2 protein-coding genes and 1 pseudogene are annotated in these 1612 nt (G+C 61.5%); 2 read left to right on the top strand and 1 reads right to left on the bottom strand.

All coding sequences use genetic code 11. From position 1 onward, the window contains the following. On the top strand, positions 1-906 hold a 906-nt coding region (locus tag EN750_RS33405; protein WP_245482883.1), incomplete at its 5' end, for a DALR anticodon-binding domain-containing protein. Positions 907-961: 55 nt separating this feature from the next. On the opposite strand, the gene EN750_RS39725 is transcribed toward EN750_RS33405, so the two are convergent. Next, on the bottom strand, positions 962-1261 hold the full coding sequence (locus EN750_RS39725; protein WP_189526649.1) for a hypothetical protein: 300 nt from the start codon (positions 1259-1261) through the stop codon (positions 962-964). On the opposite strand from EN750_RS39725, the pseudogene EN750_RS39720 reads away from it, so the two are divergent. Further along, a pseudogene (locus EN750_RS39720) lies at positions 1208-1612 on the top strand (SPOR domain-containing protein); the annotation flags it as partial. The gene EN750_RS39725 and the pseudogene EN750_RS39720 overlap by 54 nt on opposite strands.

The following is a 1612-nucleotide window of genomic DNA, read 5'->3' as shown; positions in this document are numbered from 1 at the left end:
GGCCATATCTACAAGGGCAAGCTGCCGCCGCCCAAGGGCGAGAAACCCGACGATTGGGAGGATCGCGAGCAGACGCTGTTCCGCTCGACCGCGGTCGGCGACGACATGGACCGGGCGCTGGTCAAGTCCGATGGCTCGTTCACCTATTTCGCCGCCGACGTCGCTTATCTCAAGGACAAGGTCGATCGCGGTTTCGTCGACCTGATCTATGTGCTCGGCGCCGACCATGGCGGCTACGTCAAGCGGCTGGAGGCCCTGGCGCGGGCGATTGCCGGCGACGAGGTGAAGCTCACTGTCCTGCTGTGCAATCTGGTCAAGCTGTTTCGCGAGGGCGAACCGGTGCGCATGTCGAAGCGGTCGGGCGATTTCGTGACGCTGCGCGAAGTGGTGGAGGAGGTCGGCCGCGACGCGATCCGCTTCATGATGCTCTACCGCAAGAACGATGCGCCCCTGGATTTCGATTTCGCCAAGGTGACCGAGCAGTCCAAGGACAATCCGGTGTTCTATGTCCAGTACGCCTCGGCGCGCTGTCATTCGGTGTTCCGGCAGGCGAGCGAGCAACTGGGCGAAGCCAATTTCGACCGCAACAGCCTGGCGTCGGCCGCGGCATTGCTGACCGATGAGGGTGAGATCGGCCTGATCCGCAAGCTTGCCGAATACCCGCGGCTGATCGAGTCCGCCGCCCTTGCGCTCGAGCCGCATCGGCTGGCATTTTACCTCTATGATCTGGCTTCCAGCTTCCACGGACACTGGAACCGTGGCACGGATAATCCGGACTTACGTTTTGTTAAGGTTAACGACCGACAATTGACGCATGCCAGACTAGGGCTGGTGCAGGCTGTTTCGGACGTTTTGACGTCCGGCCTGACGTTGATCGGAGCCGCCGCGCCCACCGAAATGCGTTAGGTTTGACTAAATAACCTGTCACCTTTTGCCCACATTGCGCTGGTAAGGGCCAACCCTACGCGACGTCCATGGCGTCCGAATGAGTGCGAGTTCGGGAACAATAATGGCAGACAGAACCCAGCTGAGAGTAGCCGACAACAACGACATCGCTGACGATGATCCGTTCGCGGAACTGACCAGGATCATGGGATTCGACCCGCGCCAGCCGGTCAGGCCGCAATCGCCCGCCCAGCCGCAGGCCCCAGCCGCCGATCACGGGCTCGAAGAGGGCGATTTCGATATCGATCTCGAGAAAGAAATGATGGGCGAGTTCGGCGCTGACGACAGCGACGCCGCTCCGGTTGTTCAGGCTCATGAGCCGACCTTCGTGCTTGAGCCGGCATTCGAAGCGGCTGACGCCAGCGCGATGGACGATGAGCTTTCGGTGTCGCTCGACAACGATTTCCAACTGGACATGGCTGAGATAGACGATCACGTCGCCGGCGCCAGCCATGCGGTCGCAGCTGAAGCGGCGCCGTCCGTCGAGCCGGCTCTCGCGTCTGATTTTGACGATGCCGTCGCCGGTTCGCTTGAGGACGTCTCTCCCTTCGAGGACGATCATTCGATGGCGGACGAGCTGGCCATTTCGCTCGACCAGGATCTCCGGATCGATGAGGAAGCCGAAGAGGCCCAGTACGCTGAAGAGGCCCAGTACGCCGTTGCCGAC

The organism is Mesorhizobium sp. M7A.F.Ca.ET.027.03.2.1 (assembly GCF_003999175.1).
In the GTDB taxonomy this organism is placed as follows: Bacteria; Pseudomonadota; Alphaproteobacteria; order Rhizobiales; family Rhizobiaceae; genus Mesorhizobium.
Note: the sequence above shows the minus strand (reverse complement) of the source record. Positions and strands in the feature narration are given on the sequence as shown.